General features: G+C 34.9%; 25 protein-coding genes, 1 tRNA gene and 1 pseudogene. 15 read left to right on the plus strand and 12 right to left on the minus strand.

The genetic code is table 11. From position 1 onward, the window contains the following. Positions 1-3 precede the first annotated feature (3 nt). Positions 4-1317 carry a 4Fe-4S dicluster domain-containing protein gene (locus VFM92_RS01430; protein WP_325120410.1) on the minus strand — a complete coding sequence of 438 codons (1314 nt, stop codon included), beginning with the start codon at positions 1315-1317 and terminating at the stop codon, positions 4-6. Between the two features lie 95 nt (positions 1318-1412). On the opposite strand from VFM92_RS01430, the gene VFM92_RS01435 reads away from it, so the two are divergent. Both VFM92_RS01435 and VFM92_RS01440 read left to right on the plus strand, forming a co-directional pair. Then, a tRNA-Phe gene (locus VFM92_RS01435) sits at positions 1413-1485 on the plus strand. Between the two features lie 408 nt (positions 1486-1893). Beyond that, positions 1894-3318, plus strand: a complete 1425-nt coding sequence (locus tag VFM92_RS01440; protein WP_325120411.1) for a HAMP domain-containing sensor histidine kinase — start codon at positions 1894-1896, stop codon at positions 3316-3318. Positions 3319-3556: 238 nt separating this feature from the next. Here VFM92_RS01440 and VFM92_RS01445 read toward each other — a convergent pair whose 3' ends face one another. The 5 genes from VFM92_RS01445 to dusB all read right to left on the minus strand — a co-directional run bounded on the left by VFM92_RS01445 (position 3557) and on the right by dusB (position 7473). After that, on the minus strand, positions 3557-4417 hold the full coding sequence (locus tag VFM92_RS01445) for a pseudouridine synthase (RefSeq protein ID WP_325120412.1): 861 nt from the start codon (positions 4415-4417) through the stop codon (positions 3557-3559). A 70-nt stretch (positions 4418-4487) separates the two neighbouring features. Further along, positions 4488-5051: an SMC-Scp complex subunit ScpB gene (gene scpB, locus VFM92_RS01450; protein WP_325120413.1), complete on the minus strand. Its 564-nt coding sequence runs from the start codon at positions 5049-5051 to the stop codon at positions 4488-4490. Then, positions 5051-5437: a TraR/DksA family transcriptional regulator gene (locus tag VFM92_RS01455; RefSeq protein WP_325120414.1), complete on the minus strand. Its 387-nt coding sequence runs from the start codon at positions 5435-5437 to the stop codon at positions 5051-5053. The genes scpB and VFM92_RS01455 overlap by 1 nt, the downstream gene beginning before the upstream one ends. Positions 5438-5584: 147 nt before the next feature. Then, entirely contained in the window at positions 5585-6478 is an 894-nt protein-coding gene (locus tag VFM92_RS01460) for a DMT family transporter (protein ID WP_325120415.1), read from the minus strand. After that, the gene (gene dusB, locus VFM92_RS01465) at positions 6475-7473 is read right to left on the minus strand and encodes a tRNA dihydrouridine synthase DusB (protein ID WP_325120416.1); all 999 of its coding nucleotides are present in this window, start codon (positions 7471-7473) and stop codon (positions 6475-6477) included. The genes VFM92_RS01460 and dusB overlap by 4 nt, the downstream gene beginning before the upstream one ends. A gap of 38 nt (positions 7474-7511) precedes the next feature. On the opposite strand from dusB, the gene VFM92_RS01470 reads away from it, so the two are divergent. The 10 genes from VFM92_RS01470 to VFM92_RS01515 all read left to right on the plus strand — a co-directional run bounded on the left by VFM92_RS01470 (position 7512) and on the right by VFM92_RS01515 (position 15727). Next, positions 7512-8447 carry a CPBP family intramembrane glutamic endopeptidase gene (locus VFM92_RS01470; protein ID WP_325120417.1) on the plus strand — a complete coding sequence of 312 codons (936 nt, stop codon included), beginning with the start codon at positions 7512-7514 and terminating at the stop codon, positions 8445-8447. Then, on the plus strand, positions 8447-8653 hold the full coding sequence (locus VFM92_RS01475) for a hypothetical protein (RefSeq protein WP_325120418.1): 207 nt from the start codon (positions 8447-8449) through the stop codon (positions 8651-8653). Before VFM92_RS01470 ends, VFM92_RS01475 begins: the two co-directional genes overlap by 1 nt. Next, positions 8634-9467: a phosphatidate cytidylyltransferase gene (locus VFM92_RS01480; RefSeq protein WP_325120419.1), complete on the plus strand. Its 834-nt coding sequence runs from the start codon at positions 8634-8636 to the stop codon at positions 9465-9467. Before VFM92_RS01475 ends, VFM92_RS01480 begins: the two co-directional genes overlap by 20 nt. Positions 9468-9556: 89 nt before the next feature. Continuing rightward, complete coding sequence (locus VFM92_RS01485) at positions 9557-10831, plus strand: Glu/Leu/Phe/Val dehydrogenase (RefSeq protein WP_325120420.1); 1275 nt, start codon at positions 9557-9559, stop codon at positions 10829-10831. A gap of 425 nt (positions 10832-11256) precedes the next feature. Continuing rightward, positions 11257-11919 (plus strand): phosphatidylserine decarboxylase family protein, encoded by a 663-nt coding sequence (locus VFM92_RS01490; protein ID WP_325120421.1) that lies wholly within the window; start codon positions 11257-11259, stop codon positions 11917-11919. Between the two features lie 2 nt (positions 11920-11921). After that, entirely contained in the window at positions 11922-12368 is a 447-nt protein-coding gene (locus tag VFM92_RS01495; RefSeq protein ID WP_325120422.1) for an ATP-dependent zinc protease, read from the plus strand. 108 nt (positions 12369-12476) lie between these two features. Then, a complete protein-coding gene (gene hemC, locus VFM92_RS01500; RefSeq protein WP_325120423.1) occupies positions 12477-13412 on the plus strand; it encodes a hydroxymethylbilane synthase in 936 nt (311 codons plus the stop codon). Between the two features lie 2 nt (positions 13413-13414). Beyond that, positions 13415-14293, plus strand: a complete 879-nt coding sequence (locus VFM92_RS01505) for a peptidylprolyl isomerase (protein WP_325120424.1) — start codon at positions 13415-13417, stop codon at positions 14291-14293. 124 nt (positions 14294-14417) lie between these two features. Beyond that, complete coding sequence (locus tag VFM92_RS01510) at positions 14418-15314, plus strand: NAD(P)-dependent oxidoreductase (RefSeq protein WP_325120425.1); 897 nt, start codon at positions 14418-14420, stop codon at positions 15312-15314. A 197-nt stretch (positions 15315-15511) separates the two neighbouring features. Beyond that, positions 15512-15727 carry a hypothetical protein gene (locus VFM92_RS01515; protein WP_325120426.1) on the plus strand — a complete coding sequence of 72 codons (216 nt, stop codon included), beginning with the start codon at positions 15512-15514 and terminating at the stop codon, positions 15725-15727. A gap of 14 nt (positions 15728-15741) precedes the next feature. On the opposite strand, the gene VFM92_RS01520 is transcribed toward VFM92_RS01515, so the two are convergent. Both VFM92_RS01520 and VFM92_RS01525 read right to left on the minus strand, forming a co-directional pair. Next, entirely contained in the window at positions 15742-16950 is a 1209-nt protein-coding gene (locus VFM92_RS01520) for an NAD(P)-dependent oxidoreductase (protein ID WP_325120427.1), read from the minus strand. A gap of 74 nt (positions 16951-17024) precedes the next feature. Next, entirely contained in the window at positions 17025-17672 is a 648-nt protein-coding gene (locus VFM92_RS01525; protein WP_325120428.1) for a deoxynucleoside kinase, read from the minus strand. A gap of 227 nt (positions 17673-17899) precedes the next feature. Here VFM92_RS01525 and VFM92_RS01530 point away from each other — a divergent pair. After that, positions 17900-18658: pseudogene (locus VFM92_RS01530) on the plus strand (bacteriorhodopsin-like). A 51-nt stretch (positions 18659-18709) separates the two neighbouring features. Here VFM92_RS01530 and VFM92_RS01535 read toward each other — a convergent pair. Further along, on the minus strand, positions 18710-19381 hold the full coding sequence (locus VFM92_RS01535) for a DUF2461 domain-containing protein (RefSeq protein WP_325120429.1): 672 nt from the start codon (positions 19379-19381) through the stop codon (positions 18710-18712). Between the two features lie 81 nt (positions 19382-19462). On the opposite strand from VFM92_RS01535, the gene VFM92_RS01540 reads away from it, so the two are divergent. Further along, positions 19463-20659, plus strand: a complete 1197-nt coding sequence (locus VFM92_RS01540) for a J domain-containing protein (RefSeq protein WP_325120430.1) — start codon at positions 19463-19465, stop codon at positions 20657-20659. After that, on the plus strand, positions 20659-21888 hold the full coding sequence (locus VFM92_RS01545; protein WP_325120431.1) for a M28 family metallopeptidase: 1230 nt from the start codon (positions 20659-20661) through the stop codon (positions 21886-21888). Before VFM92_RS01540 ends, VFM92_RS01545 begins: the two co-directional genes overlap by 1 nt. On the opposite strand, the gene VFM92_RS01550 is transcribed toward VFM92_RS01545, so the two are convergent. The 3 genes from VFM92_RS01550 to VFM92_RS01560 all read right to left on the minus strand — a co-directional run bounded on the left by VFM92_RS01550 (position 21889) and on the right by VFM92_RS01560 (position 24888). Further along, the gene (locus VFM92_RS01550; protein ID WP_325120432.1) at positions 21889-23112 is read right to left on the minus strand and encodes a glycosyltransferase family 4 protein; all 1224 of its coding nucleotides are present in this window, start codon (positions 23110-23112) and stop codon (positions 21889-21891) included. Positions 23113-23249: 137 nt separating this feature from the next. Then, positions 23250-23678, minus strand: a complete 429-nt coding sequence (rpiB, locus tag VFM92_RS01555) for a ribose 5-phosphate isomerase B (RefSeq protein ID WP_325120433.1) — start codon at positions 23676-23678, stop codon at positions 23250-23252. Between the two features lie 19 nt (positions 23679-23697). Next, the gene (locus tag VFM92_RS01560; RefSeq protein WP_325120434.1) at positions 23698-24888 is read right to left on the minus strand and encodes a GlmU family protein; all 1191 of its coding nucleotides are present in this window, start codon (positions 24886-24888) and stop codon (positions 23698-23700) included. Positions 24889-24939 lie beyond the last annotated feature (51 nt).

Here is a 24939-nt window from a genome sequence, read left to right on the forward strand (position 1 = left end):
AATTTATTTTTGTTCCTCATTTAATTTATCAGCCCATTTGAAACGGTCTGTAGGAGGAAACTTCCAAGGTGCAAAACTGGTTTCCACGTTTTGGAACATGGCATTCCATGATTGAGGTGAACTGCTTTCCTCCATTGCCATATATCTTCTTCCTTGCAAAATAATATCTAATGGGTTGATGTTGATAGGACAAGCTTCCACGCATGCATTACAGCTCGTGCAGGCATTTAACTCTTCGGCAGAAATATAATCTTCGCTAAATAACTGGCTGCCTTCTTCAGCTTTTTTTCCGGCTTTAATATTATCACCAATTTCAGTTATCCTGTCACGTGTATCCATCATGATTTTACGAGGAGAAAGCTTCTTACCTGTAATATTTGCAGGACATTCGGCCGTACATCGTCCACATTCTGTGCAAGCATAAGCGTTCATTAAATTAACCCAAGTTAAATCAGTAGCGTCTTTAGCACCTAATCTTGCAACCTCTGCAGGTGGATCTCCAGCGTCCATCCCTAACATGCTTTTCACTTCGGTAGTTACCTCATCCATATTATTCATTTTTCCTTGAGGTGTTAAGCGGGCAAAATAAGTATTAGGAAATGCCATGAAAATATGTAAATGCTTTGAATAAGTAACATAAACCGCAAAGGCTAAAATACCAATAATATGAAACCACCATGCAAAACGCTCGGTAAATCTTAAGGTTTCTACGCTCATTCCTTCAAATAGAGGAGTTAGAAAACTACTAAAGAAAAAACTTCCTGTTTGTATGTAATGGTCGTCTTTCCCTTGCAAAAGTTGATCAGTAGCATTCATGGTTAAGATGGCGAACATTAAAACGATTTCGATTACCAAAATCAAATTACCATCTAATTTGGGCCATCCACTTAATGATTTTAACCTTTTTACAGGCACTACATTTCTTCTCCATAAAAAAGCTACACAAGAAACCAGCACGGCAACTGCTAAAAATTCAAAAATATTAATGGCAACGGAATATGCATCACCTAATATGGGAGCAAAAATCCTATGAGTTCCTGCAATTCCATCGATAATGAATTCAAGTACTTCCAGATTAATCACCAAAAAGCCCACATAAATCAATAAATGTAAAAATGCAGGTATTAATTTTTTAAACATTTTCTTCTGCCCAAAAGCAATAAGGAAAGTGTTTTTCCACCTTTGCCCCTTATTGTCACTTCTATCTACCTCCTTACCGAGATTGATATTTTTTTTAATGCTTCCAATTCTTTTTGCTAAAAAGAAACTTGCCACCGCAAGTACCAGTAAGAAAGCAATTTGCGAGATGTATTCCATAGTTGTTTTTTAAATGTTTAAAACTTTTTATCACATTTTTTTTAAAATCCTTTTGCAGGATGAATTTTTCACCTACTTTTGCACCACTCAATCACGGTGCTGTAGCTCAGGTGGTAGAGCATCGGACTGAAAATCCGTGAGTCGGTGGTTCGAGTCCACTCAGCACCACAAGCCTTGCCCTCAAAAGCAAGGCTTTTTTTATGTTCTGTTTGTAGATTCTAATTTCGGTCATTTTTTGTCTAAATTTTTATTGAAGCGCTCAAGCTTCAAAGTAACTACAATTTATGCAGATGAAATTTAAAAATAATAGTTGAGTTTAAAAATAGTATGCATACATACTATTTTTATGATAATTTAAAATCAATACAGATAAGCTTTTGTTTACAATGTGGGATTTTAGTTGTTACTTTAATCTTTGTTTATCGTTATTAAATTAAACACAGAGTCTATGACTCCTCCAGACTTTAAAGCTTTCTCTTCAATTTTTAGAGACCTGTTCGAAATTCAAACGAACGCAACCAAAGTAGAAATGAGAATTTGACTTAGTGCGTTAAATAAATTTAAAACAAATTAACATTGATTAATCAATCTATTTTCAATCAATATTTTGAAAGCATAGTTACAAGTTATTCGGGTCAGGCTCTTTGGGGTATTGGGTTAGCTTTAATACTGTGGTATTTTTTTAATCTCTACCAAAGAAAACATTTGAAACTTTGGTCATTCAGCTGGCTTGCATTTGCCTCATATATAATCTTTGCTTTATTGACACTTTATTGCGCTAAAAATGAAGATGTCGGTCCATTTTGGCAAAATATTTTTACTTTCCTTTTTCAAATAGCTGGCTTATTGCAAGTGGTTTGGCTTTTACAAGGAACATATCACCTTATAAACAGAAAAACCTTAAGCTTAAAGCAGGAATATGTTCAGTATACACTAGTTGTGCTTTTAGCGCTCCTTAGCTCTCTATTATTTCTATTCGATCAAGATGAGGGGTATATTTATTCTATCATTATTCCTTTTACCATTAAATCCTCGATAGTTGGAATTGCATTTGTCTTTGCTGGAATTCAAATTATGAGAATTGGAAAAAGAGATGCTGCTGTAGGTAAAAAGTTATTATGGATTGCATTTCTTTTATATGGTTTTGAAAATTTGAATTATGCTTTTGGTGGAATTCACATGATTTTAGATGAAAATTATATTATTGATTTTGATAATACCATGGGTGTAATTGATTTCGTATTGCTTTCTTTTATTGGCATTGGAATGATTATCTGGTTATTGGAAGAAGAACGCTCGGCTCTGGAGAAAACCAACAGAGAATTAGATAGCTTTCTTTATAGCACATCTCACGATTTACGCGCTCCAGTTGCATCCTTATTAGGATTAATCAATATTGCCAAGCACGATATTAAAGATGAATCGGGCCAGCAATATGTGAAAATGATGGAAGAAAGAGTAAAAAAACTAGATCATATTTTCAGTGATATCTTAAACTATTCGAGAAATATTAAAACAGAAATAACTTTTAAAACCTTCCGATTAGGTGAAATGGTGGAAGATGTTATTACTGATGTGAAATTTAATCAAGGGGCTGATAGCATTCGTTTAGACTATGATGAGCAAATTCATCATATTTTAAGAACGGATTATTATCAGTTAAAAGTAATATTGGGCAATCTTATTTCTAATGCAGTAAAATATCATGACGCCAAAAAGCCAGACCAATTTATTGCCATTCGATTTGAGAAAATAGATAGAGATGTTCATATTTCTGTGGAAGACAATGGAATTGGAATTGCTCCTGAAAGCCAGCATAAAGTATTTGATATGTTCTATAGGGCCACAAGCGAAGCTGAGGGATCTGGTCTGGGCTTATTTATAGTGCAGCAAGCATTAGAAAAAATCAACGCCCGCATCACCTTAGTTTCCGAATTAGGTAAAGGCAGTATTTTCAGAGTGATAATTGAAAATGCTGGAGTGAAGTTGGATGGTGATTAAATCTTCAGCCACTTTTGATTCCCTCAAAGGAGGAAGACGCACTATTGTTCGTTTGTTTTAAAATTTGATAAAGTATTTTTTTCAAAAATCTTTACTAGCAGATAGTAAAAATTAGAGATAATACTTCATTGCTGGTTCATGATAAAAGCTCAAGCGAACGAATGCGCTATTTCAATCTGATTCATTAAGCTCCTGGTTTAAACCTCCGCTTAGTCCAAAAAAGTATAAGGAAAATATATCACCTCAAATGCTTCAAATTAATCACTTCTTTTTCTTTTAAGAATCTCCATTTGCCTCTAGCTAAGTCTTTTTTGGTAAGCCCTGCAAAAGTGGTTCTGTCTAATTTCACTACATCATAACCTAAATGCTCAAAAGTTCTTCTAACAATTCGATTGCGACCCATTTTGATTTCAATGCCAATAGTTCTGGCATCAGATGTTAGGATGGCAACATTATCCACTTTTACTTCCCCGTCTTCTAATGTAATTCCTTCTTGAATTTTAAGAAAATCTTCTTCTGAAATAGGCTTATCCAATTCTACCTGGTAGATTTTTTTGATTTTATGTTTTGGATGGGTTAATTTCTTAGCTAGCTCCCCGTCATTAGTGAAAAGTAAAAGCCCAGTAGTGTTCCGGTCCAATCTGCCAACTGGATAAATGCGTTCATCACCAGCAGCAGAAATTAAATCCATTACTGTTTTTCTACCTTTTGGGTCATCCATGGTGGTGATGAAGCCTTTCGGTTTGTTTAGCAACACATAAACCAATTTCTCTCTTCTGATAGGCTTGCCTTCGAAAGCAACATCATCCATAGGCTTCACTTTAAAACCTAATTCTGTAACCACCTTGTTGTTTACCTTTACTTTTCCGTCAGCTATATGCGTGTCGGCTTCCCTTCTTGAACAAATACCTGCATTAGCAATAAATTTATTTAATCTGATACCTTCCTTAAGCTCCTTTTCCTTCGTCTCTGCAGATTTAAGTTTTTTAATATCGTATTCAGGAGTTTCCGCTTTCCTTTGATTGGAAAACTTTTTTACCTGATGAGATTTATGGGGCTTTTGAGGTTTTTGACCTTTAGGAGATTTATTATTGTGCATAGCAATGAAATTTATTAGCTGACCAACAACTTGTCAATATTTCAATGACAAAACTACGCTTCTATTCTGACTAATCCTCGTTTTCTTTTCCTATTTGGTTTTCCTCTTGTGAAAAGTCTTTTGGGGTAGGTAAATCTTTCAAATCATTAATGCCAAAATATTCCATGAAGTTCTGGCTGGTGCCGTATAAAATTGGTCTTCCGATAGCATCGGCCTTTCCCTTTATTTCGACTAATTCTTTCTCCAGTAGCTTTTGAACGGTATAGTCGCAATTCACTCCCCTTATTTGTTCCATCTCACCTTTCGTTATAGGTTGCTTATATGCAATGATAGAAAGCGTTTCCAAAGCTGAGGTAGACAATCTCTTTTTGGATTGTTGCTTGAGCATGATACCGATACTAGCTTGATAGGCGGGCTTAGTCATAAACTGATACCCGCCTCCTACATGCTCTACTTGAAAAGAATATTCGTCTGATTCGTATTTTTTGAGGATTTTCTCAAGTGCACCTTCAATATCTTCTTTGGGAACATCTGCTTCAAACATTTCTGAAAGACACTTCTGAATTTCCTGCAACTTCAAAGGGGAAGTTGCACAGAAAATCAGTGCTTCAATATGATTGAGCAGAAAATCCATTAATTATCTTGGGCTAATTTCGCTTCGATAGATTGTGTAGTATGTGGAACAGCTCTTAATCTTTCTTTTGAGATTAATTTTCCAGTAACTGAACATACTCCGTAGGTACCATTTTTAATCCTTACTAAAGCATTTTCTAAATTGGTGATGAATTTTTGCTGACGAGCTGCCAACTGATTCATATTTTCTTTTTCCATGGTATCAGCTCCATCTTCCAACACTTTTACGTTCCCTGAAGTACCATCTGTTCCTGAATCGCCAGAGCGAGTAATAGTAGATTTAATATATTTTAGTTCTTCTTTAGCTTTATCTAATTTGTTGGTGATTAACTCCTCAAATTCTGTAAGCTCAGCAGCACTGTATCTGGTTTTTCCGTTATCACTCATAATTTTAGTCGGTTAGTTTTATTTGCCGCAAAAATAAATGCTTTAACTGAGAACAAAAACTATTTAATGAATAAATAAAGTGTTTTCTCAATGTTAAGTAAATTTTAATCAATGGAATATTTTAATAATATTAAATATATCCAAATATTATTTTTTAGGACGATTAGCAAAGGCTACTCCTAAAATAATAAGTACAATTCCTATATAATGACCGAATACTAGAATTTCTCCATCCAATAAACCCCAAGCGATTGCAACTATTGGAATTATGTAAGTCACAAAACTTGTGAAAACTGGTGAAGTTAGCTTAACTAATCGGTTAAACAGTATCAAAGCGAATGCAGTTCCAACTACTCCTAAGATACAGATGTAAAGCAAAGCTTGCCACGCTCCTTCTTCATATTGCATTTTGCTCACAAAATCGCTAGAGCCGAATAAATAACCTCCAGCTAAAGGAGCAATTAACACCAAAGAAATACTTGTAATCATTCTTGGGGTGAGAATGCTAAATTGAGTTTTAAGTATATTCAAATTGAAACCATAACATAAGGTGGCTAAAACCACGAAAATGGCGTAAAAATTAAAGTTTCCGAGTTCTCCACCTGAGCCTGCAACTATCAAAACTATGGTACCTGCAAAGCCCATCGCTATTCCTAAAGTATCCCTTAATTTAAGGCTTCCTTTAAAGAAAAAAACGCCTACTAATAAAGCAAAAATTGGTGTTAGTGCATTCAAAACACCTGTGATTCCACTTTCCAGTTGAGTTTGAGCATACGCAAATAGGAAGGCTGGAGCAAAACTACCAACCATACCTGAAATAAATAACCATTTCCATTGGCGTTTATTCAAGCCTTTAAGCTTAGGTAAAGACAGTGGAGTTAATACTAGCGCAGCGGAAAATATTCTTATCGCCCCTACTTCACCAGCTGAAAAAACAAGAAGTCCTTTTTTTATCAGGATAAAGGAACTGCCCCAAATAAGCGCTAATAAAATTAACAAACTATAAACTAATAGAGGGCTTACAGATTCTTTTTCGCTCATAAATTTTCTATCATTTGGGCAGAAAATACTTCATTAACTTCATCTAAGGTATCCAAAACTGCTTGGTAATTCTCTCCCTCCACCAATCTTGTTCTATAAAGTTTAAAATGTGGGATACCTCTAAAATAATTAGTATAATGTCTTCTCATTTCAAAAATTCCTAATTTTTCTCCCTTCCATTCTACTGAAAATTTAAGATGTTTTTTTGCAGTTTCTACTCTGTCATCCAAATTGGGAGGAGGTAATATTTCCCCTGTATTAAAGAAGTGTTTGATTTCATTGAAGATCCAAGGATAACCGATTGCAGCTCTACCAATCATGAGCCCATCCACTCCATATCTATTTTTATACTCTAATGCTTTCTGAGGAGAATCAATATCTCCGTTTCCGAAAATTGGAATATTGATTCTGGGATTATTCTTCACCTTAGCAATAAGCGTCCAATCAGCCTCGCCCTTATACATTTGCTGACGAGTTCTGCCGTGAATAGACAATGCTTTGATTCCTACATCTTGCAATCTTTCGGCTACTTCCTCAATGTTTTTCGAACTTTCATCCCAGCCTAAACGGGTTTTTACGGTAACAGGCAAATCTGTAGAGTTTACAACTGCTTCAGTGAGCCTCACCATTAAATTGATATCTTTTAATACTCCAGCGCCAGCGCCTTTGGTCACTACTTTTTTGACAGGGCATCCGAAATTGATATCGACCAAATCAGGTTGTGTTACATTTACTATGCTGGTTGCCATGGCCATCGCCTCTTCATCACCCCCGAAAATTTGTATGCCGATGGGCTTTTCATAATCGAAAATATCGAGTTTTTGCCTGCTTTTGATAGCATCACGAATTAAACCTTCAGATGAAATGAATTCCGTGTACATCAAGTCAGCACCATTTTCTTTGCAGACGGCCCTGAAAGGCGGGTCACTAACATCTTCCATGGGTGCTAAAAGCAATGGAAATTCGCCTAATAATATGTTTCCTATCTTTACCAATTTGATAATCTTAATTTTGGTGTAAATTTACGCACTATATGAATTCTTTAAAGCATAACAACCCACAAATTCTCCATAAAAATCCTTGGACCTCAATTTTTTACCTGGTTTTGCTGTTTTTGGCTTGGAATCTTTTCAGTCAATTAATCGGTACAGGAATAGCTGTATTGGTCACAGGCGTTGGTTTTGTGGAAAGTCAACAACTTTTACAGCCTCCTTTTGGCCCAAAAAGTAAAGTCTTTATGTATGCCGCTCAAGGCATAAGTCATTTCCTCGGATTCACGCTTTTTGCAGTCTTTTTTATCAAAGCGATGGATAAAGTGAGTTTGAAAAGGTATTTCAACAAAAAAAATATCGGTCTGCAAGCTTCTATTTTAGTTGTTTTGACCACTTTCTCATTTATGATATTCAATTCTATTATAATCGAATGGAATATGAATATTGAATTTCCTGAATTTATGCAAGGCTTTGGCGAATGGGCGAGAAGCATGGAAGACCGTTTGATGCAACTCACAGAATTGCTAAGTTCTTATGGTAGCTTTGGAGAAATGCTGATTGCCTTAGTTATCATTGGTATCTTCCCCGCCATTGGAGAAGAGTTGGTTTTCAGAGGGCTCTTGCAAAATAAATTACAGATTGTAACTAGAAATGCACATTTAGCCATCTGGATAAGTGCTATTATTTTTGGTGTATTCCATATGCAGTTTTTTGGAGTTGTTCCCAGAATATTATTAGGGGCACTTTTTGGCTATATTTATCTTTATTCTGGCAATATTTGGTATCCCATTTTAGCCCATTTTGTAAATAATGGCTTGGCCGTTATCATCATGTATTTAGGGCCTAAATATATAGATGATTTTGATGCAACTGAAGTAGATTCTGCTGTACCTGTCTATGTGTCTATAATTGGATTATTCGCATGTCTCATTTTTTTCCGTTACTTTACGCGATTAATTAAAGGGACAGCGCAGTAATGAAAAACTGGAAGACTGTTTATAAAACTGACAAGCTTTATCAGGCACAAATCGTAAAAGATTATTTGCAGGATAAGGATTTGCAACCGATTATTGTAGATAAGAAAGATTTTGCCTACCAGTTGGGCTACTACGAAATCGTAGTTACTGTGGACGAGGTAATGCGTGCGATTAAACTAATTGAAGATGAAATCAGGTTTGAGTAAATATAATAATTTAACCCAAAGGATTATTACAGCTTTATTGGGTGTAACTATAATGCTTTCTGCGATAGTCTATAGTGAATGGACTTATTTCGCAGTCTTTTTTATCCTTTGTGCCATGACCCAATTGGAATTTTACAAACTGGTAGGATTGGATGGCATGTTGCCTCTAAAATTTTGGGGTACTATTACCGGCTTATCCATCTATACCATTACCTTTTTGGTTCACGCAGAACATCTCGACCCAGACATTTACTTTGCAATTGCACCCATAGCTTCCACCGTTTATTTTGTTAAACTTTATAAAAAGAACGACAAAAAACCTTTTACTAATATTGCCTATACTTTTTTGGGGATAATCTATGTAGCCGTTCCATTTGCCCTATTGCACATAGCTGTTTTTTACAATGAGATATATAGCTTTCAAATTATTATAGGGGCACTTTTCATTCAATGGGCGAGCGATACAGGGGCATATTTTGCAGGCGTAAGGTTTGGGAAGCGAAAATTATTTGAAAGAATTTCCCCAAAAAAAACCTGGGAAGGCGCATTGGGCGGTACCATTTTAGCATTTGTTTTTGCCATCATTATGGCGGCAAACTTTGATGAAATAGCCGATTGGCAATGGTTGTGCATTGCAGGAATAATTGTAATTGCCGGAACTTATGGCGATTTGGTAGAATCTCTTTTCAAAAGAAGTATTGAGGTAAAAGATTCTGGCTCTATAATTCCAGGTCATGGTGGTTTTTTGGATAGATTTGATGGGCTTTTGTTATCTGCACCATTTATTTCTGCATTTTTGATGCTTTTTGAATGATTTTTTCAACATTAATACCTGAAAAAGTAAAAATCAGTTAACAAATACTTAATTTTACCGCAAAGTTTTTAAAAAAAACAAATACTACTATGGGTTATATCGAACCGGCTCCAATTAAAGACTTAGAAAATCCTTTCGAGTCTATGATGTCGCGATTTCATATCGCTGCTCAACACTTAGGTTTAGACGATGAAATTTACAATGTACTGAAATCACCTGCCCGTCAAGTGATAGTTAACCTTCCCATTACAATGGATGATGGTTCTATTCAGGTTTTTGAAGGCTATCGTGTGATACACTCCACAATTTTAGGTCCATCCAAAGGTGGTGTGCGTTATGATATGGGCGTGAACATTGACGAGGTAAAAGCACTTGCAGCTTGGATGACATGGAAATGTGCTGTAGTCGACATCCCTTATGGCGGTGCCAAAGGAGGTATTAAATGTAACCCAAGAGCAATGTCTGCTGGTGAGATTGAGAGATTGACTCGCTCTTACACAGAGTCGATGGTAGATGTATTTGGTGAAGATAGAGATATTCCTGCTCCAGATATGGGAACAGGACCAAGAGAAATGGCTTGGATGATGGATGCCTACTCAAGGTCGAAAGGTATGACAGTAAATGCTGTGGTAACCGGTAAGCCTTTGGTTTTAGGAGGTTCATTAGGCAGAACTGAAGCGACAGGTCGCGGTGTAATGGTATCTGCTTTAGCTGCTATGGAGAAATTGAAAATCAATCCTTATAAAGCTACTATGGCCGTTCAAGGATTTGGTAATGTGGGTTCTTTCGCTGCTTTATTGTTGGAAGAAAGAGGTGCAACCATCAAATCTATTTCAGATATATCAGGTGCATATTTTAATGATAATGGAATCGATATTAAGAAAGCCATTGAATACAGAAATAATAACAATGGAACTTTAGAAGGCTTTGATGGAGCAGAAAGAATTGAAGGGAATGAGCTTTTGACTTTGGAAGTTGATGTTTTGATTCCTGCTGCCAAAGAAGACGTAATTACCCATGAAAATGCGAGTAAAATTCAAGCTAAGCTGATTGTGGAAGGAGCTAATGGTCCTACTTCAGCGAAAGCCGATAATATTATAAATGAAAAGGGAATTATGGTGGCTCCTGATATTTTAGCGAATGCTGGTGGTGTTACTGTTTCTTATTTCGAGTGGGTCCAAAACCGTTTAGGTTACAAATGGACTCGTGAGCGTGTGAACAGACGTTCTGACAGAATTATGAAAGACGCTTTCGAAGTGGTTTATAAAACCTCACAAGATTATGATGTGCCTATGAGAATTGCAGCTTATATAGTGGCAATCGATAAAGTAGCACAGACTTATAAATATCGTGGAGGCTATTAATTTATTGGTTTAAGAGATTTTTGATAAGGAAAAGCGCAGTCTCCTGCGCTTTTTTTTGTGAATTTTACTAATTGATTTGCTCTGTGCGTCACCCCTTTGGAGTAAGGGGTCTTTTCTTATTGAAACGAAGTTTCAATTATCCTCTCTGCTATAAATACGACTATTCCCATGGCTGGTGGCACACATGCCATCTGCAGAAGCAGCAATTACATATTTTAACCAAAGGTTAAAATCAATAGATACCCGCCTTCGCGAGTATGACGTTCTAATCTAATGGAGATAATCGGAAATAACGATTGACATGTTTTGAAATCTCCATATTCTATCATTCAACTGATTTAAAACGATTTTTCACACATATTAACAATTACCTCATGAAATCAATTCATTAGTTTTTATATTTGATTGTTCAATAAATTAAAATTATGACTTTACATAAAGAAGGAAGGAAAATTCTATTTTTTTCATTATTACTATTCGCTGGAATATTTTTTCTATTTGAATACGTTTTAGAAACTCCAACATGGGTAAATAATTCAGTTTTAGCATTATTAATTATTTTTTATCTAGTGATTTTACAGTTTTTCAGAAGTCCCAAGTTTATCATAAATAAAGATGAGAGACATATTTTGGCACCAGCTGATGGAAAGGTTGTAGTTATTGAAGACACACTGGAAGATGAGTATTTTAAAGGAAAAAGAAAGCAGATATCTATTTTCATGTCTCCAATAAATGTGCATGTAAACCGCAGCCCAATTTCAGGTGTGGTAAAATTTTGTAAATACCATGCAGGAAAATATTTAGTAGCCTGGCACCCGAAATCAAGTACTGAAAATGAAAGAACTACCATAGTGGTAGAAACTACTAAAGGAGTTGAGGTGCTTTTCAGACAAATTGCTGGCGCTGTTGCAAGAAGGATTAAATGGTATGTAAATGAAGGAGATATGATAGAACAGGGTGGAGAATTTGGCTTTATCAAATTTGGTTCTCGTGTGGATGTTTTCTTGCCTATGGATGCTGAAGTGAAAGTAAATATCGGAGATAAAACTAAAGGCGGTAGAACCATTATTGCAGAATTGAAATCTTAAGTTTGAAGACCAAAAAAACCATAGGCAGAATCGATAAATTGGATTTACCAGAACTGGGCTTGGAAAAAGTGCAGGCAAAAATCGATACAGGGGCTTACACTTCCGCAATTCATTGTTCTAAAATCCATATTGAGAAAGCCAAAGACGGAACCGATTTATTGGTTTACACGATTAGTGCAAAGCGCTTAGGACTTGGAATGAAAGCGAAAAAAATTAAAACTTCAGAATTTAAACTGAAAAAAATTAAGAGCTCTAATGGACAAGTTCAGGAACGCTATGTCATAAAAACCAAAATCAAAATTTACAACAAAATTTACAATACGGAATTTTCTCTTTCCGACCGTAGCCACATGAAAAACCCTATTTTATTGGGTAGGAAATTATTGAGTGGTAGATTTGTGGTGGATGTAACAGAAGAAAACCTTTCTTTTCAATACCATCAAAAATAATAGAAAGCTCCCTTTTATTCCCCCAAAGGGGGAAGGCGGAATGATCTCTATGAGTAGGGAAACGAGAATCTTTTACAAATTGAATAATTTGTGCAAAAACTAAATAGGATGAATATAAGAATTGGCACTCGAGGTAGTAAATTGGCTTTATGGCAGGCGGAGTACGTTAAAGATAGAATTGAGAAAGCTGGACATACTGCTGAGATTGTTGTTATTCAGACCAAAGGAGACAAAATTTTGGATGTAGCCATTTCCAAAATCGGAAGTAAAGGTGTTTTTACGGAAGAAATTGAAGCTCAACTAGCCGAAGGTAATATTGACATAGCCGTTCACAGTGCCAAAGATATGCAATCCGAATTGCCTGAAGGATTTGAATTAATAGCATTTATCGAAAGAGAGAAAGTAAATGATGTTTTGGTTTCTCATAAAGATTCCGTTGACATTAACGACAAAGATACCCCTATCGTAATTGGAACTTCATCTACAAGAAGAATTGCGACTTTAAAGCATTTCTATCCACATATAAAAACGGTGGATATTCGTGGAAATTTGCAAACACGAATCAGGAAAATGGAAGAAGGTCTATGCGATGCAATTTTGTTGGCTTATGCAGGCGTGCATAGAATGGAGTATGATGATAAAATCAAATTAGAGCTATCCACCAAAGAATTTATACCTGCTGTAGGACAAGGTTCTGTTGCCATTGAAGTGCACGAAAGCATAACAGATGATAAAAAGCAGATGCTACGATTTACCCTTAACCATAGAAATACAGAATATTGTTTAAGAGCAGAAAGAGCTTATTTACGACATTTACAAGGTGGATGCAGTATTCCTGTATTCGGATTGGCGAATTTAAGTAGCAATTCAATCGAGATGGAAGCAGGCATTATTAGCTTAGATGGACAGGAAAGAATTTCCATGAAATTAACGGATGAAACATCTCGCGCGGAAGAATTGGGTACATTACTAGCTCGCCAAATTTTGAAAAAAGGTGGGGATAGAATATTAAAACAAATTAGAGAACAACTTTCAGAAGAATAAATATGAAAAACAGAAACAGTTTAATTTCAGCATTTTCCTTATTGATAATTATGGCTTCATGCCAGACATCAAAAGATTCGGTAGTCGTATTTCATACCAAATATGGTGATATGACCGCTATTCTATATGAGGAAACTCCTAAACACAAGGAAAATTTCCTGGAATTGGTAGAATCAGGAAAGTATGATAGCACCATTTTCCACAGAGTGATTGAAAATTTCATGGTTCAAGGCGGAGATGTAAATCAGAAAGAAGGGATTGAAGATGAAGAAAAAGTAAATTATACAATTGATGCTGAAATACATCCAGACTTTTGGCATGTAAAAGGTTCCTTGGCAGCGGCTCGCCAAGGAGATAATGTTAACCCCGAGAAAAAGTCTAGCGGTTCACAATTTTATATTATTCACGGACAAAAATTTGAGGAAAGCGATTTATTACAAATGGCTGAAGGAAGAGTTTATCAACAAAAACAGATAAAATTACGTGAACTACTAGGCATGCAAAAATATGCTAACCTTAGAAATGAAGTAATTGAAATGCAAAAAGCCCAAGACATGGAAGGCTTGCAAAAATTCATGGAAACCACTGCTGATTCATTAGTAGAACAGGAATTTGGTGAAATAGAGGTGTATCAATTCACTGATGCTCAAATAGAAGATTATGAAACTATAGGAGGTGCTCCTCATTTGGATGGAGAATACACTGTATTCGGAAGAGTGGTGGAAGGATTAAACGTGGTAGATTCAATTGCTGCTGTGAGAACTGCAGGAGCTGATAAACCAGTACAAGACATATTCTTAACAGCTGAAATTGAAAAGATGTCAAAAAAGAAAATTACAGAGCAATACGGTTACGAATATCCTGAAGTAGAAGAAAAATAAAATAAGCGTCTCGAGTATTGATGACAAACTAGGGATAGCATGCCTGCCACTGGTAGAAATAGATTTTAAAGAACCTGCCTGCCCTGATTAATCGGGGTAGGCATAAAAAATCAATCATATTCACATGAAAATATTAATCACAGGCTCCAATGGCTTATTAGGTCAGAAATTAGTCAAATTAATTACCGAGCAAAGCAATCATGAATTAATTGCCACAGCTCGTGGTAAAAACCGACTTCCAAATGAGTCTGGTTATGTCTTTGAATCTCTCGATATATCAAATGAGCAACAAGTCATGGATGTGGTTGGGAAATATAAACCTGACGTTATCATCAATACAGCTGCCATGACTAATGTGGACCAATGCGAAACGGAACGGGATGATTGTTGGGAATTAAATGTGACCGCAGTAGAGCACTTAATTAAAGCTTCTGAGAAGCATAATGCTTTCCTTTTGCAACTTTCGACCGACTTTATATTTGATGGAAATGACGGACCCTACACTGAGGAAGCAAAAGCAAATCCAGTGAGTTATTATGGGGAAAGTAAATTAGCAGCAGAAAAATTAATTTTAGAAAGTAAAATTGATTGGGCAATAGCTAGAACTGTCTTGGTTTATGGAATTGCACATGATATGAGCCGCTCAAATATCATTCTATGGGTCAAAAAATCATTGGAGGATGGTAAAGATATTCAAGTGGTAGATGACCAATGGCGAACTCCTACTTTGGCAGAAGATTTAGCGAAGGGCTGTTTGTTGATTACTGAAAAGAAAGCAAAAGGAATCTATAATATTTCAGGCGATGATTTCTTAACGCCTTATGAAATGGCAGTGAAAACAGCTGAATTTTTCAACTTGCCACAAAATACCATGACCAAATCCGACAGTACCAAATTTCAGCAAACTGCTAAGCGACCACCAAAAACAGGTTTTATTCTAGAAAAAGCTAAAAAAGACCTAGGTTATAAACCGCACACCTTTGAGCAGGGAATTAAAGTTTTAGCAGATCAAATGGGATAAATTTTTAATCCAAAAAAAGTAATTTGACCATATCCTAAAATCCATAAATTATCAAAAATGGAGAATTAAACTTTCTCTTTTCTTTTTTAATCGAAATAAAATAGGGCTTTGTGGAAAAATCACAGTATTTATTAAGAATTCTCAAACATTGAAACTGAACAAATCATTAGCATCATTATAAATTAAAAAAGATGCTTATGCCAACCTTTACAATTGTTTTTAATGATGATACAAGCAAGATTTATAAATCGAAAAGTAAAGAATCCTTAATTACAGAATTTAACATTGCAGATGCCACCGCATTTCAAGCAGATGTTAAAGAAATTCGTTGGGAGGAAAATAATCATTCTTTTATTGAATGTATATCAAGCGGAAAAATAAGTAAAACTGCACACCAATTAAATGAAAAATAAAGGACTTGTAATCCTCATTTTCCATCAACAAAGTCCTGTAAATAACTAAATCTTTCAGTCAGCTTACCATTTTCAGCAATTGTAGCATTTTTGATTACATCATACTTGTCATCTCCCAACAGATGCGGCAATACATTATCAAGCATTTCTTGACCAAAGCTTTCAGATGCATCACGCGGAAGTTCACAAGGTAAATTATCAACAGCCATCACTGTAATATTGCTTTCTTCGCTGAATTCTGGCTCTATCGAATCAGTTGTTGGGTCATAGTCATAGACTGGTTCATCTACAGTAGCAGGTCTTTTAGTGCTTGGAATTGAGCCTTCAATATCACAAGTGATATCACCAATAATTCTGGTTTTAAATTCTGGTTGCATCGCATCTTCTCTTGAGAATAAAACTGGAGATCGAGGATCCCAATAGGCGCCAGCAATCAATATATCAGCGACTTTAGTATACTTAAGAAAATCACCTTCATAAAGCTCAGGATTTTCATAGAATTCTCGTCTATTAAAGAGCGTACCATCTTTTTTCTTATGATAGGTGTGGCTACTAAGTTGAGCAAAAACAGGTCGGTCGAATCGCTCAGTTAAAAATTCATGAGGAGTAACCTGCAAAATATCCATTCCATACATAATTTCCATGGCACCTTTTGCAACCCTTCCGCCTCCAGTGATGGCAATTTTGATAGCTGGCAATTTAACCTTATCAAACTCTGTTTTCATATCAGCCAAGTCAAAACATTCATGCGCTCGTCTGATATTAAAGAGATTATAGCGTAGGCCAAATGTCCAAATAGTGTTATATGCGCCCACAATTCCTGCGAACCTCCCAAAAGCTACTATCCTTTGTTTGCTTTTAGGGTCGAGCAAACACTCATAATCAACTAGCTTTATTTTTTTTTCGAGAATAGTTCTTAATAATTCTCTATTGTATTCCTGTTCTTTAATGGTATGTGAAAAGAAAAAATAGGTTTTTTCTGGAATTAAATTTTCATTCGGCACTTCTTTTACACCCAAGAGGATATCACAATCATTTATATTGCCGACTATTTCAATCCCATGTTGGGTATATTCTTCTGGACGAAAAACTCTAACATCACTTTCTTGAACCTTTACTTCTACCTCAAAATGCTTGGCCATTTTTTGGCATTGTTCAGGAGTTAATGGCGACCGTTTATCAATCGGGATTTTATCCTCTCTAATGATTCCTATTTTCAACATAAAAAAGTAAATTATACAAATGGATGAATTACTAAAGATATTAAAAATAATGGAGGCTACATGAACTTTAGAACTTATTGACCAGAAAAAAGACCATGAACTTCAGTATCAATTTTGCTAACAACCAATGCAAAATCTTCTACATTGTTTAAGTAATCGAGTTGATTAACATCAATAATGATAAGTTTCCCTATATCATATTGCTTCACCCATGTTTCGTAATGCTTATTCAGGTTTTTCAAATAATCTATCCGGATGGTTTCTTCGTAATCTCTTCCTCTTTTTTCTATTTGACCGACTAATTTTGGAATATCTGCTCTTAGGTAAATAAGCAAATCAGGTGGTGTTATTACAGGAGCCATAGAATCAAATAATTCGAGATAATTATTATAGTCTCTGTCAGACATATTACCTGATTCATGAAGATTTTTCGCAAATACAAAGCAGTCCTCATAAATAGAGCGATCTTGAACCACAGTATATTCACTTTCTCTGATTCTTTTCACTTGTTTTAAACGACTATTCAAAAAATAGACTTGTAGATGGAAAGCCCATTGCTTCATATCGCTATAAAAATCTGCCAAGTAAGGATTATTTTCTACAGCTTCAAATTCTGTTCTCCAACCATAATGATGCGATAATTTTTTGGCTAAGGTAGTTTTACCAGCACCAATATTTCCAGCTATGGCTATATGTTTTAGTTGCTCTATTCTATTTTCCATCTATGCACAAAAGTAAAAATATAAGTTCTCTAAAAAGTATATTTTAAGATTTAATCTTTTGTTAATTTTTGTTTAACCTTTTAACCAAACACCAAATAATTGTTTAATCTTTTGTTATATTTTGAAATATTTGTTAAACATATATAATTTTTTCATAAACAAAATATGGTATTTTAAACCTTTTTACCCATATTGTGTTTAGCGTTCATAACTAATTATTAAACACTATAGAAACACTATTTCTAGCAGATGTCATTGACATCAAATCAGACGATCCAGTAGCATTTACCTTTTTTACAGGCTACATGGGAATGTTCGCAGCTTCAGTATTTTTCTTTTTTGAAAGACAGCAAGTTGACGGTAAGTGGAAAACTTCACTTTTAGTATCAGGTTTAATTACCATGATTGCGGCAGTTCATTACTATTACATGCGTGATTACTATGCAGCAACAGGAATGAACCCAACTGTTCTACGTTACATCGACTGGACTTTAACCGTTCCATTGATGTGCGTTGAATTCTATTTACTATTAAGACCAGCAGGTGCAAAACAAAGCTTTTTGTGGAAATTAATTTTTGCCTCAGTGGTGATGTTAGTTGCAGGTTACATTGGTGAAGCATTTACAGATGGTTCTATGGGACATTCTGTATTCTGGGGAGTAGTTTCAACCCTAGGTTATGTTTACATTCTGTATTCAGCATGGTTGGGTGAAGCAGCACAGTTGGCTAAAACAAGTAATAGTGAAGCCGTTCAAAAAGGTATTCGTGCTTTAGCTTGATTCGTATTAGTAGGCTGGGCAATCTATCCAATCGGTTACATGGCAATGCCAGGTGGATGGCTAGGTCAAGATGGCTTAGGATTATTAAGACCAGGTGATTTGGATTTAATTTACAACATCGGTGATGCTATCAACAAAATTGGATTTGGTTTAGTAGTGTATAACATTGCAATGACTGAATCAAAAAAATCCAAAGCAACAGCCTAATTATTTTTTAGTTAATGTTAGTTTAAAAGGGATCCAGAAGGATCCCTTTTTTTATTCCAAATTTTCAACTGCTAATCGAAGAAACTTATTAACTGGGTATGCTTTCTCAAATTTTCCAGCACAGAAATTAACTAATGTATCTGAGGTAATTTTGCTAGCTGGAAATTGCTTCATAAAATAAAATTGTTTTTGAAAAAGAATAGGAATATCTTCTCCGAATTCCTTAAATGGAGCTTTCAAAATTTTATTTTTTTCACCCTGAAGCTCACCAAATTCCTTATCAAATCCTTTTTCGTTTAAGGCATCATTCAAATTCTTTTCATTATAAAGAATTTCTTGTCTGACTTTATAAATATTTTCTGTAGATAATTCATACAACCCACCTCCTAGCCAAATCCCTTTCGCATCCAAATGCATATAATAGCCTGGAAACTGTTCCTTTTTTGAAACCTTCGATATAAAAGCGGCTACATTATTTTTATAGGGTTGTTTGTTTTTAGAAAAGCGAATATCTCTATTAATGCGGAATATTGCATCTTTCGGTTTAATCATAATTTCAGGATCAAACTTCTGAATGGCCAAAATTAAATCAGTAATAAATGCCTTAAATGGATTTTTAATTTCTTTTTCATATCGCTTCCTGTTCTCGTCAAACCACTCTTTATGATTGTTTTCTTCTAATTCTTCGAAAAATTTCACAAAATCACTACTGAAATACGTCATTGTTTTTACATTTAATGGAACTAAAATAGCAATAAATAATTGTTATGTTTGTTTAAGCATTATTCAACTATTTTCTCTTGCATGGAAAATTATTACCAGATATTAGGTTTAAGTGAAATGGCTACTCTCTCAGAGATAAAAGCTACTTATAAAAAACTTGCAAAAGCCTATCATCCAGACATCAATCCTTCCCCTGCTGCTGAAGAAAAATTCAAAGTCATTACGACAGCTTATACCATTCTAAGCAATCATGAATCAAGACAAAAATATGATGTAAAACTAGCTCAAATACGATTAAATGCAAAAAGAGCGAGTATTCGTGCGCAAGAAGAAAAAGAAAGATCATATCAGAACCCTTTTCGAAATTATACTCACCGCCCGCCAGTATACAGACCTTCGTTCGATAAAAATGCTGAAAGAAAAGCTAATTATTATGCATTAGGAATAGTGGCGTCAGTAGCCATTCTTCTCTACGTAACCTTAAGTTTATATGAATTTTTTCAAGAAAGAAGTCTTCGAAATAAAATCACTCAGTTTGATCAACAAGTTAAAAATGCAGACAGTCTTTACTATTCTGGGAAAATTCAAGCTGCATTAAACTTGGTAGACGATATTAAGAAATCAAACAGTGATTTTACTGCCATTAAACGATATGAAATAGATTATTTAAATTTCCGAAGGGACCAAGCTGATATTGATTATAAAAACAAATCTTTTCAAGATGCACTCTGGGGTTATTTATTCTTTATGGAATATAGTCAGAGCCAAAACCCAGAAATGCAATACCGATTGGCAGTTTGCTATCGGAATTTGAAAGAGCCGAATAAAGCTGTTTTCATTCTAAATGAGTTAATGAATAATAACTATAAAAGAATGCGGATGATAGCTTTAATTGCTGAAATTTATAAAGAGGAAATTAATGATCAGGATGTAGCTATTCAGTATTATCAAATGGGCTTGAAAAACATTGTAGCTGAATTTAAAAGTGTATATGGAGATGCTTATCGATTATTAGTTTCCGCTGAAAGAACGCCAGAAAGTTATAAATCCATCTATTTTAATGCTGCTGAAATTTATTATTTAAAAGGTGAATATAAAGAAGCATCGAAACTTTTAGAATGGGTAATTTTTTTTAAACCTGATAAGGAAATTGCTTACCAATATCTTATTGAATGTTATTATCAAATTAATAATAAAAAAGAAGCTTGTAACATTCTTAAAAAAGCGGAAAATATGGATATTCATCCTAAATTAACTATTGAATTAAGCTGTAATTAATGCGATACCTATTTATTTTATTCTTTCTTTTTATTGCTTCAATTAGTTTTAGTCAAAGTAAGTTAGCCCGCGAACATATTTCCATTCTAACTTCCGATTCTTTGGCTGGACGTGGCTTTACCGCAGGTGGCCAGGAAAAAGCTGCAGATTTTATTATTAAAAAGCTTGAGCTTTATAATGTTAAAGCCGTAGCTAGAAATGGCTTTAAGCAAGAATTGTCTTATCCTGTGAATACTTTTCCTGGGAATGTTCAATTCTCAACAGAAAATCAAAATAAAGTAATGATTTATGCTGCAGGAAAAGATTTTCTTTTTCATTCTGCCTCTGCACCCATTGAAATCAGTGGAGAAATCAAAAGAATATCAACTGACTTTGATTTTCCAAAGAAAATCAATAATGACATTTTCTACATTGAAAAAACGGATGAAAATGCAGAAGAAATCGCAAAACTTACTCAATCATTTTTATTCGAATTAAAAACAAAAGGAAAATTATTAATCGTCCAAGATAGTGCAAAATGGAGCTGGTTTCCATCAGCTAAGCAATCCGATAATTCTGTATTATATATAAAAAATAAATTAGAAAATGGAAATGTAATTAGCACTTCAAATGAAGCTGAGTTCGTTTCAAATTTCAGATCTTCCAATATAATCGGTAAAGTTGAAGGAACACGCAGTGATTCAGCCATAATGCTTTCCGCACATTATGATCATTTAGGCCAAATGGGGTCAGCTACTTTCAAGGGTGGGAATGATAATGCTTCGGGTACTGCTATGCTTTTGGCTTTAGCTGAATATTATGGCGTAAACCAACCTAAATTTGATACCTATTTCTTATTCACTACGGCTGAGGAAATCGGTTTGCTAGGCAGTTATTATTTTATTGAAAATACACCATTCGATTTAAGAAAAATCAAAATGCTGGTCAATTTCGATATGGTTGGAACAGGAGATGAAGGAATTACTGTAGTCAATGCCAAGAAGCATAATCGCTATTTCGAGTTACTTCAAAAACTAAATAATGGCAGAATTGTGGAAATTAAAGCAAGAGGAGAAGCATGTAATAGCGACCATTGTTTATTTGATAAAATAGGAGTTCCTGCAGTTTTCATTTATACCTTAGGTGGTAAACAAGCTTATCATGATGTATTTGATAATGGAGAAGATTTAAGCTTAGAAGCATTTGATGAACTTCATGATTTGATAATTGAAAGCCTGAATCAGTATTAATTAAGCACTCAAACTGAAGATAGATCGAATTTCAGCCTCGTGCTGATAATTTTTTCCTTCTACAGCCTGCACAAAATGATTACTTAACTCCTTTCGGCTGAAAAATTGTTCAGCAGTACTTCGGGATGCTTCTTGATATTTCTTTAATAATTCAGGAGAATCGATAAAAGGCATAATTTTCTCCCCGAACTCAGCAGGAAAATCGGAATCAGCAAAAAAGCCAATATGACGCTTTTCAACCAAGCCTCGAATCCAGCCCTGAATATTGGTTATGATTAATTTTCCTGATGCAATGGCATCAAAAAATTTATTGGGAGAATTTGTTCTCAACACTGGTTTGTGCAAAAAAGATACGTAACAAGCATCGGTTACATTCATAACATTTTTGACCTCTTCTTTTGTGCCATAAGGAATAAAAAAGATGTTTTTCAACTGATTTTGGGCTACATAATTTTTTATCTCTGCCAAACTTGAGCCTTCACCCATAATGAGAAATCGGATTGGCAGATGCATACTTAATTCGGCACATTTGATTAAACTCATCAAGTCATTAACAGGTCCTACTGCACCAAAATAACTGACTACAAATTTATTATTCACCCCGTATTGCAAAATCAAATTTTCATCTTTTTCCTCCACTCGCTCAAAGAACTCGCAATCGGCAACATTCGGAATTAGCTCCACTTTGACTTCAGGGGCTCTTCTCTCAATATGATTTCGCATACCTGGCGAAAGTGCAATCACTCTTTCTGCATTTTTATAGAACTTCAATTCTTGCATTTCTAACCAGATCTTTAAAAGTGGATTTTTGATCACCCCCATTTGAATAGGAGCCTCTGGCCACAAATCCCGTACTTCAAAAATATATGGGATATTGAACTTTCTTTTTGCCCAAAGTGCAATGAAACCTACCGTTAAAGGCGTACTGGTGACAATTATTTTATCATAATCATTCTTACTTTTAATAAACCTTTTGCAAAAAGTAATAAAATTTATAAACGCTTTTATTCTTTTATAAAATCCAAAACTATTTTCGTATGGAACTGGCATATAGTGCACCAAAAGTCCATCTACGTTTTTAGAAAGCTTTTTTTTCTCATTATGAGCGGTCAATATCTCCACTTCATGCCCTTTTTCCTTTAAAGCCTGTGCCATAAAATAAGAGCGATTGGCACCGCCCTCATCTGGAGTTTTAAAATATTGATGGATGTATAAGATTTTCATTCTATTGCTAAAGTAATTGCTTTCCTTCCATAACAACAAAAAAGCCGTTAGAAAATTCTAACGGCTTAAATAATGAAATAGTTAATTATGTTGTAAAGTGAAGTAAAAAGCTTTTTAATTGTTTCTGGGTAGATGAATTAGCACTTCATCTTATCAACTCTTCTACCGTGCCTTCCGCCTTCAAAATCAGTAGACAAAAAGGTGTTCACTATAGATACGGCTTTTTGATAATCAATAAATCGGGCTGGTATACAAATGACATTCGCATCATTATGCTGTCGAGCTAAAGAAGCCAACTCCTCTTCCCAGGCGATAGCTGCTCTAATATCCTGATGTTTATTAGCAGTGATAGCAACTCCATTAGCACTTCCACATAATAAAACACCTAAAGTAGCTTCTTTATTTTCAATCGCTGTTGCTAATGGGTGAACATGGTCAGGGTAATCAACAGAAGCATCTGAATTAGGACCAAAATCCTTTACCTCATGGCCTTCCTTTTTTAAAAGTTCAATTAATTGTTGTTTATACTCAAATCCGGCATGATCGCCACCTATTGCTACTTTCATTATTTATAATTTTTAAATCTTAATTATTATCCCAAAATCTTTCTGACTTACTTTCCTCAAAATGTTCTGTAAGTAGTTTTATTTCTCGTTCTTCTAAGCTAACCCCCCTTCTTTCCATTACCCTTTCCGCAACCTCAAAGGCTTTATTTAATTCAAAAGTCATAAATCCTGCTGCACCTCCCCATGCAAATGAGGGGATAAAGTTTCTTGGAAATCCACTGCCAAATATATTGGAACACACTCCTACTACTGTACCTGTATTAAACATAGTGTTGATTCCGCATTTGGAGTGGTCACCCATCATTAAGCCACAAAATTGCAAGCCAGTGTCTTTAAATCCTCCTTTGGCATAATCCCACAATTTTACATTTGCATAATTATTTTTCAAGTTAGAAGTGTTAGTATCTGCACCTAAGTTACACCACTCTCCTACTACAGAGTTCCCAATGAATCCGTCATGACCCTTACTTGAATAGCCAAAGAAAACTGAATTACTGACTTCTCCTCCAATCTTACAAAATGGCCCAATGGTAGAATCACCTTTAATTTTTGCACCCATATTCACATGAGAGTCATTAAGCATTGCACAAGGGCCTTTAATAATAGCTCCTTCATGAATTTGGGCATTCTTACCAATATAAATTGGCCCATTTTCAGCATTTAAAATCGATGCCTTGATTGAAGCACCTTTTTCTATAAAAATATTTTTCTCCCCATAAACTTTGCTGTAGGGATCATTAATTGGTTCTGAATCTCTTCCTTCTGTCACTAATTTGAAATCCATCTTAATTTCACTGGCATTATTTTGAAATATATGCCAAAGCTGACTGATGATGGTGAGCGCTCCATCATATTCCGCTGCTTCAGCCATTTTTTGTTGAGGATCAAAAAATTTTATTTCTTCCTCAGTGACAGCCGCTGATATTAAAACACCATCCTTTTTAAGGCTGGCACCTAGTTGTATAGCTTTTACTAATTCGGGTGTGGGGCACACTGAACTATTGATTAAGATATTTCTTTCCTGTATTTTGGAAGGATACTTATCCTGTAAAGCTGGAATTGTAAGATGTGAAACATCAATTTTTAAATATTTTACCCACTTTTCACGAATCGTCAAAATACCAATTCGGATTTCCGATATTGGCCTTGTCAAAGTGAAAGGCTTTAATTGATTTCTGAAATCGGCTTGTTCTATTAGTAAATAGTTCATAATGCAAAATTACAATCTTCTGTTAATTTTTTTTCATTTGATTCTTGAAAT

The sequence above is a fragment of the Marivirga sp. genome (genome assembly GCF_035704835.1).
In the GTDB taxonomy this organism is placed as follows: domain Bacteria; phylum Bacteroidota; class Bacteroidia; order Cytophagales; family Cyclobacteriaceae; genus Marivirga.

Bases quoted from the DNA above. Each gene is read 5' to 3' on its own strand.
- VFM92_RS01430 (WP_325120410.1), bottom strand. From the start codon at position 1,317: ATGGAATACATCTCGCAAATTGCTTTCTTACTGGTACTTGCGGTGGCA.
- VFM92_RS01445 (WP_325120412.1), bottom strand. From the start codon at position 4,417: ATGCACAATAATAAATCTCCTAAAGGTCAAAAACCTCAAAAGCCCCAT.
- scpB (WP_325120413.1), bottom strand. From the start codon at position 5,051: ATGGATTTTCTGCTCAATCATATTGAAGCACTGATTTTCTGTGCAACT.
- VFM92_RS01455 (WP_325120414.1), bottom strand. From the start codon at position 5,437: ATGAGTGATAACGGAAAAACCAGATACAGTGCTGCTGAGCTTACAGAA.
- VFM92_RS01460 (WP_325120415.1), bottom strand. From the start codon at position 6,478: ATGAGCGAAAAAGAATCTGTAAGCCCTCTATTAGTTTATAGTTTGTTA.
- VFM92_RS01470 (WP_325120417.1), top strand. From the start codon at position 7,512: ATGAATTCTTTAAAGCATAACAACCCACAAATTCTCCATAAAAATCCT.
- VFM92_RS01475 (WP_325120418.1), top strand. From the start codon at position 8,447: ATGAAAAACTGGAAGACTGTTTATAAAACTGACAAGCTTTATCAGGCA.
- VFM92_RS01480 (WP_325120419.1), top strand. From the start codon at position 8,634: ATGAAATCAGGTTTGAGTAAATATAATAATTTAACCCAAAGGATTATT.
- VFM92_RS01485 (WP_325120420.1), top strand. From the start codon at position 9,557: ATGGGTTATATCGAACCGGCTCCAATTAAAGACTTAGAAAATCCTTTC.
- VFM92_RS01490 (WP_325120421.1), top strand. From the start codon at position 11,257: ATGACTTTACATAAAGAAGGAAGGAAAATTCTATTTTTTTCATTATTA.
- hemC (WP_325120423.1), top strand. From the start codon at position 12,477: ATGAATATAAGAATTGGCACTCGAGGTAGTAAATTGGCTTTATGGCAG.
- VFM92_RS01505 (WP_325120424.1), top strand. From the start codon at position 13,415: ATGAAAAACAGAAACAGTTTAATTTCAGCATTTTCCTTATTGATAATT.
- VFM92_RS01510 (WP_325120425.1), top strand. From the start codon at position 14,418: ATGAAAATATTAATCACAGGCTCCAATGGCTTATTAGGTCAGAAATTA.
- VFM92_RS01515 (WP_325120426.1), top strand. From the start codon at position 15,512: ATGCCAACCTTTACAATTGTTTTTAATGATGATACAAGCAAGATTTAT.
- VFM92_RS01520 (WP_325120427.1), bottom strand. From the start codon at position 16,950: ATGTTGAAAATAGGAATCATTAGAGAGGATAAAATCCCGATTGATAAA.
- VFM92_RS01525 (WP_325120428.1), bottom strand. From the start codon at position 17,672: ATGGAAAATAGAATAGAGCAACTAAAACATATAGCCATAGCTGGAAAT.
- VFM92_RS01535 (WP_325120429.1), bottom strand. From the start codon at position 19,381: ATGACGTATTTCAGTAGTGATTTTGTGAAATTTTTCGAAGAATTAGAA.
- VFM92_RS01540 (WP_325120430.1), top strand. From the start codon at position 19,463: ATGGAAAATTATTACCAGATATTAGGTTTAAGTGAAATGGCTACTCTC.
- VFM92_RS01545 (WP_325120431.1), top strand. From the start codon at position 20,659: ATGCGATACCTATTTATTTTATTCTTTCTTTTTATTGCTTCAATTAGT.
- VFM92_RS01550 (WP_325120432.1), bottom strand. From the start codon at position 23,112: ATGAAAATCTTATACATCCATCAATATTTTAAAACTCCAGATGAGGGC.
- rpiB (WP_325120433.1), bottom strand. From the start codon at position 23,678: ATGAAAGTAGCAATAGGTGGCGATCATGCCGGATTTGAGTATAAACAA.
- VFM92_RS01560 (WP_325120434.1), bottom strand. From the start codon at position 24,888: ATGAACTATTTACTAATAGAACAAGCCGATTTCAGAAATCAATTAAAG.